The sequence below is a fragment of the Nitrosomonas sp. genome (assembly GCF_019635155.1).
GTDB lineage: Bacteria > Pseudomonadota > Gammaproteobacteria > Burkholderiales > Nitrosomonadaceae > Nitrosomonas.
The window spans coordinates 1-6,044 of record NZ_JAHBZY010000039.1 but is presented as its reverse complement, the minus strand read 5'-3'; the positions used below and the strand labels follow the sequence as shown (position 1 = coordinate 6,044).

6 protein-coding genes and 1 pseudogene are annotated in these 6,044 nt (G+C 49.0%); 4 read left to right on the top strand and 3 right to left on the bottom strand.

All coding sequences use genetic code 11. From position 1 onward, the window contains the following. Nucleotides 1-86: 86 nt before the first annotated feature. Nucleotides 87-935: a S1 family peptidase gene (locus KF839_RS14635; protein ID WP_292918567.1), complete on the bottom strand. Its 849-nt coding sequence runs from the start codon at nucleotides 933-935 to the stop codon at nucleotides 87-89. A 545-nt stretch (nucleotides 936-1,480) separates the two neighbouring features. Between KF839_RS14635 and KF839_RS14915 the strand changes: the two genes are divergently transcribed. Continuing rightward, nucleotides 1,481-1,777, top strand: coding sequence for a transposase (locus KF839_RS14915; RefSeq protein WP_416362379.1), 297 nt, complete (start codon nucleotides 1,481-1,483; stop codon nucleotides 1,775-1,777). 62 nt (nucleotides 1,778-1,839) lie between these two features. Then, nucleotides 1,840-2,820: an IS5 family transposase gene (locus tag KF839_RS14625; RefSeq protein ID WP_292918565.1), complete on the top strand. Its 981-nt coding sequence runs from the start codon at nucleotides 1,840-1,842 to the stop codon at nucleotides 2,818-2,820. A 108-nt stretch (nucleotides 2,821-2,928) separates the two neighbouring features. Here KF839_RS14625 and KF839_RS14620 read toward each other — a convergent pair whose 3' ends face one another. Next, complete coding sequence (locus tag KF839_RS14620) at nucleotides 2,929-3,180, bottom strand: hypothetical protein (protein WP_292918564.1); 252 nt, start codon at nucleotides 3,178-3,180, stop codon at nucleotides 2,929-2,931. On the opposite strand from KF839_RS14620, the gene KF839_RS14615 reads away from it, so the two are divergent. Beyond that, entirely contained in the window at nucleotides 3,088-3,585 is a 498-nt protein-coding gene (locus tag KF839_RS14615; protein ID WP_416362380.1) for a hypothetical protein, read from the top strand. The two genes, KF839_RS14620 and KF839_RS14615, sit on opposite strands and share 93 nt — an antisense overlap. 143 nt (nucleotides 3,586-3,728) lie before the next feature. On the opposite strand, the gene KF839_RS14610 is transcribed toward KF839_RS14615, so the two are convergent. Then, nucleotides 3,729-5,255 (bottom strand): hypothetical protein, encoded by a 1,527-nt coding sequence (locus tag KF839_RS14610; RefSeq protein WP_292918562.1) that lies wholly within the window; start codon nucleotides 5,253-5,255, stop codon nucleotides 3,729-3,731. A 325-nt stretch (nucleotides 5,256-5,580) separates the two neighbouring features. Between KF839_RS14610 and KF839_RS14605 the strand changes: the two are divergent. Continuing rightward, nucleotides 5,581-6,044: pseudogene (locus KF839_RS14605) on the top strand (IS6 family transposase); the annotation flags it as partial.

Here is a 6,044-nt window from a genome sequence, read left to right as displayed (position 1 = left end):
CCCACTTACTAGAAATCGGCACTCTTACAGCTAATGCGACAGAACCGAAATTCATGCTAATGGAAAATCTCGGTTGATGCAGTTTTTCAGGGGCGACTAGCTAGTTCCAGGAAGTTTTCTGCATAAATGATCTTAGCCGTCAGATTTATATCATTTTCGTAGGTTTGGTAGCCGTAGCAATTAGTATTCATAGCCCAATCTGTATCGGAAGGTCCGGCGACAAATATGCCGACCACATTGCCCGTTCTGGGGTTAACAATCGGGCTTCCCGAGTTACCAGGGAAAAGACTTATCCACCCGTGGAAATATTCCAGGTCGCCATCTGTTTCAGCAATTTTCCCCTGGCTAAATTTCATGGGCTGCCCAAGCGGGTATCCAGTCATTTGAATGATATCACCAGCCTTCAGCGATCGCTGTTCAGAAGTAGGAGCGCTGGTGAAGAAATTTTGGACTGGCTGCTTGGTCGAGATAATGCAGATGTCCTCATCCGGATGATAAATAATGGCAGTGACATCAAGCATCTTATAAGTAAAGTCGGAACTGGGGGAAGACTTCCTGAAATACCCTGACATCAGCTTCAACTTTGCAAAATCCGTTGGCTTAGCACCAACCTCGCTGAGTACGGATTCCACCACGTGCTTGGCTGAGATAAACGACGTCCTTCCGTCAATTGCAAACGCAGTCCCTGTCATCCATACAGCTGTTTCCGAAGCGATATCAGAACACAGAGTACCCTGACCACCATCCGGGTATCTAGGGTCTTCGGTGTAGTAATAATGACCACTGGTTTTGGGGGTCAACGAGCCAATCTTACTGTTCAGAAATGTCTGCCCTACGGCACATACAGTACAAATAGCCTCAGCTTTTTCCTTGAAGATATCCGGAAACTCTTTATCATAGTAGTCGACCGGGTAGAATCGGTTAAATATTGCCATAATTATGGTTATGGTTGGTTTATGTGAGAGGATTATTTAGAGTGTGGGCAATGCGCATGATTGCTGTGGAAGTTGACTAATCCTTTACCGTACCTTCAGAAGCCGTTTCGGGTATAGGAAAAATAAACCACCTTCTCCATAAGTTCTGAATATACTGGGGGCTGGCTCGGCTGTCAAATACTGTGGCAATCAATCGAAAAATGGTACTGTCAACTTATCAAGCCAAAAGCCAGAAATTGGGTGCGGAAAGTAATATTTGGACAAGGGCAAGGGGCAGCAAACTTGGCGCTTAATTATGCGCAAGTTACCTCATGCCAAGCGGTGAACGCTTGGCTTCTGGCATTCCGGTAATCGGTAGCGGTTTGATGGCGATGCCTAATGCGGAACAGGTTACTGACCTGGGCATGGGCTGACAGGAATCGTTGCGCTTGCCCTGCCGACTTGAACCGCCGCATCTGACGCGGGGTTGTTGAATAATTCACCCTTTGACAGCAAACCTATACTATGTGAGGATTCCTGTCATTTTTCCAGTTCTCTGTCACCCCATGCCATACAAACACAATGAAAGCGTCCGCCACAAGTTCGGGAAAGCAAAGTACCGGGTAACCAATTGGCCTGAGTATAACGACGCATTAAGGAAACGTGGCGACTTCACGTTGTACTTCAGCGAAGAGGCGATGGCATGGTGGCACCCGCCGAAGACCGGAAAGCGCGGTCGACCATTCAAATATTCGGCGATGGCGATCACCGTCGCCCTGATGCTCCGGCAGGTGTTCCGGTTGCCGCTCAGGCAGACCCAGGGCCTGATTACCGCCTTGGCTAAGGCTTTAGGGAAACTCTGAAAAAGGGCCAAATAGTCGCCGATCTGTCAAAATATCCATATCTCCACCTTCAGAGCCTACCTATGAAACAGATAACCTTTGCAGACGCGGAATATTCGAACAAACGCAAGCAGACCCGTAAGGAATTGTTCTTGAAAGAGATGGAACAAGTAGTGCCATGGAAGGGATTGCTGGGATTGATTGAGCCGCATTACCCGCGTGGAGAAGGTGGACGCCCATCGTATCCCCTGATGTCTATGCTGCGGGTGCATTTGCTGCAGAATTGGTTTGGCTACAGTGATCCGGCCATGGAGGAAGCGCTGTATGAGACCACGATTTTGCGCCGGTTTGCTGGCCTTGATCTGGATCGGATTCCAGATGAAACCACCATACTCAACTTCCGCCGGTTGTTGGAGCAACATGAGCTGGCGGCAAAGATTCTTGTTGTCATCAACGGTTATCTGGGAGATTGCGGTCTGTCACTGCGTCAGGGGACGATCATTGACGCCACCCTGATCCATGCACCCAGCTCAACCAAGAACAGGTCAGGCAAGCGTGATCCGGAAATGTACCAGACCAGAAAGGGCAATCAGTACTACTTCGGAATGAAGGCACACATTGGTGTCGATGAGAAATCGGGCCTAGTACACAGCGTTGCGGGTACGGCGGCCAATGTCGCTGACGTTACCCAGGTCGACAAACTACTGCACGGCGAGGAAAGCACTGTCAGTGCCGATGCGGGCTATACCGGTGTTGAAAAGCGTGTCGAACATGCGGGTCGCAAAGTAATCTGGCAGATTGCTGCACGCCGCGGTTCTTATAAGAAGCATCGGGAAAACAGCTTTTTGTATCAAACTCTACGCCAGATTGAGCGTGCAAAAGCCAAGATTCGCGCCAAGGTTGAACATCCCTTCCGAGTAATCAAACGGCAGTTTGGCTACACCAAAGTGCGCTTTCGTGGTTTGGCGAAGAATACGGCGCAACTGACAACACTGCTTGCCCTGTCAAACCTGTGGATGGCTCGCAGGTTTCTGCTGACAGATACAGGAGAGGTGCGTCCATAAAGCACAAAATGATGGCTGAAATGACTTGGCGCAGCCACAAAACATCGAACTTATGTCCAATTCGATTATTACTTGGGCATCTTCGTCTTTTGAAAATGACCAGAGAAACTAAAAATCAGAATTTTTCAGGGCTTCCTTAGGTATTGCAATCGCAGCCCCCCCGATTTCAGCAGCCTGTCCAAGCGAAGTGCGGGGCTGCCACGGCACAAGTTGTCCAAAGAAATGACACCCGACAGCACCGTCATCGCCGATTCCACTGGCCTCAAGGTGTACGGCAAGGATGAATGGCAACAGGAAAAACATCGTGTCGTTGCTCGCCGAACCTGGCGCAAGTTGCACCTTGCGGTGGACGAGTACCACCAGATTATCGCTTGCGAATTGACCATGCCGGAAACCGGCGACCCCACGGTGTGCTCGACCTGCTCGACCAACTGGACAGCCCGTTCGACAAATTTATTGGTGACGTCGCCTATGATGGCGAACCGGTGGCCAATGCGGTCTTGGTCGTACAGCCGGATGCGTCCGTTGTCGTCCCACCGCACAAGACGGCGGTCTGTTCACCCGAAGGCGACACCCAGCGTGACGGGCACATCCTTGCCATCGGGCGGCAAGACCGCATCGCCTGGCAGAAGCAAACGGGCTATGGCCTACGCAATTATGCCGAGCTTGCCGTACAACGCCACAAGCGCATCTTCGGCAACACGCTCAAAGCGCGTGAATTGCCGCAACAAAAGGCGGAGCATGGGTTTCTGCCCTTGCCCTTAACCGGATGACCATCCTAGGGATGCCTGTGTCTATCAAAATCTAAAGGGTTTGCGGTATAGGGAAATTACGGCTAATCTTTGAATTATTCAACAACCCCGAGCAATCCCGTTTCTCAATAATTTCCTTTTAACCTATGGATAGAACTATCTCTTATGCTTCGCTTCCTTCGTCATTAACGTGCGTAGCAACGTCGGTGTCGACTGGCGATAGATAGCACGTTCCGACAATCCGCCACTCCAAGAAGTGTCGCAATTACAGTGTGCGATGAACTTGTAGTAGCAGGAATTGTTCACTCCCTCGTTGTAGCTTCCCGACTGATCACCTCGCACCTTGTCGCGGAACATATTGGTTCCGCTGATCTGATCACCGGTATCGATACAGTCGGATCCATAACAGTAACATACCGAACCGGAACCACCGAGGTGGCAACTATCATCTGACCGGCAACCGGTCTTGGACACAATGCATTCGTAGCTATTGATGCCTAATATGGTTCCACCAGCGACTCTCATCGACTGGTATACTCCATCTTTTACGTCCTTCGTCAAGGGACAACCGACGGCGGTCCATCCTTCATACGCGGCCTGCAGATTCACGGCACGTTGCAAGTTGTTGCACGCCTTGCTGCCCTTGCCATCGTGCGCGCAGCCCGGTGAGTAGATACTGCTGAGAAGATCCCAAATCGATTTGAAGATAAATCGGACCGGCTGATCCCCCGATTCGGCGCTGTCGATAAAGTTACCCAAGTTGGTCTCATTGACGGCTTTCGTCAGGGCAGTGCGTGTGGCGTTGGTCCCACCCAGTACCAACATCAGTGATTTTGATGATATCTTCAATGCCTTTTCCTTTTCCTCCGTAGAGTAAGCCGCGCAACCTTTGACACTCCAGCCGCTACTGGCCTGAATACCCTCAACTTCGGCACAGGCTTTGGCCTTCAGCAAATTTTCAATGTCAGACTCAGTGGATGTCGAGCTTTCCCATTGTTCAAAACGGCTGCCGATCTGCTGTTGCATCATGATATGCGAACCTTGGTCTTGCAGAAATTGCACATACGGCTGCCAGGACGCCACATTATCAACCTTTTGGGGATCAATCTGCGCGAGCGACTCAAAATTGTTCAGGAATTGCGGGTCGATGTTTTTCTCACTAAAACACGCTGAATCTTGTTTAAAATCCACTGCTTGCGTGATGATGTTAATGTCCATACTTTCCGAATGGAATGTGGTCGTGATATCAGAGCTCGAGCCTGTCATCGCTTCTACCGACCCATTTACCGTGAGCACCGCCGTCTTGTAACTCCCACTCAGATTGGTTTCCGACATGATGTAGCTGGATAATTTTTCCATGCTGTCAGCCGACGCGAACGCTCGCGAGTGTTGAGATACCGATGAAAGAGTCGCACACTCGCCCAGAGCCTTCTTTACAAAAAAATTATTACCGCCGGTATCGATCGACAGTGCATTTCGACTCGGTAGATAAAACCCATTACCGAGACCAGGACAGATGCCATTCGGGCAGGCTGGGGAATCTTGAATCTTGGTAACCTTAGCACCGTCAAGGTATACACCGCGCAACTCAGAAGGAGATTTCGTGGTTTCAGAGTAACCAACAGATGATAAGGAAAATAGGCCAATGACCATTACTACAAACAGTACGTTACAAAAATGCATATGAAACTCCTTCGTGAATATTGAACTTGCGATTCCCCGTGGTCTTGCCGCGGGGGATAGGTGCAGGGCGCGAGGAGCAAATTTATTAGAAACCGTTCGGAAATAAAAATTTATATCTCAACCAAAAAGCATCACAAAATAAGCACGAAACCGTTGAAAGGCTCTGTTGCAAAAAATATTCAATTTATCCCAGCTTCTTAAGCTCAAATAAATTATGTACTATAAATATTGAATTGTCTTTCATTTTTTTCGGTTCTGTCGCATTAATCGAGGATGCTGATACAATTGACATCGACTGCCTATATTGAGAAAGTGGTGATGCTACATGCTGAATGTAAAAGGAATGCGATTTCCGATTGATGTAATTCTCGTCTGCATTCGCAGGTATGCGGCATACCCGTTAAGTTGTAGGAACCTGGAAGAAATGATGGAGGAACGCGGTATATCGGTGGATCATTCTACAGTAAGCCGTTGGGCGATTCGGTTTCTGCCTTTACTGGAAAAAGTTTTCAGAAAATATAAGCGCCCAGTTGGCAAGAGCTGACGAATGGACGAAACTTATATCAAGGTCAAAGGTGCCTGGAAATATCTCTATCGTGCTGTGGATAGAGAGGGTAGAACAATCGACTTTTCCTGTTAAAAGCCAATCGGGAAAAGGCTGCTGCTAAACGATTCTTTGACAAAGCCATGCAAGATAATGGTGCTCCCGAAAAAGTTTCGATCGACAAGAGTGGGGCCGACAAAGCAGCAATCGATGAGATCAATGCCAGCAGAGATATCCCTATAGGG

Excerpts from the sequence above, each read along its gene's own strand:
- KF839_RS14635 (WP_292918567.1), bottom strand. The coding sequence starts at position 935 with ATGGCAATATTTAACCGATTCTACCCGGTCGACTACTATGATAAAGAG.
- KF839_RS14915 (WP_416362379.1), top strand. The coding sequence starts at position 1,481 with ATGCCATACAAACACAATGAAAGCGTCCGCCACAAGTTCGGGAAAGCA.
- KF839_RS14625 (WP_292918565.1), top strand. The coding sequence starts at position 1,840 with ATGAAACAGATAACCTTTGCAGACGCGGAATATTCGAACAAACGCAAG.
- KF839_RS14610 (WP_292918562.1), bottom strand. The coding sequence starts at position 5,255 with ATGCATTTTTGTAACGTACTGTTTGTAGTAATGGTCATTGGCCTATTT.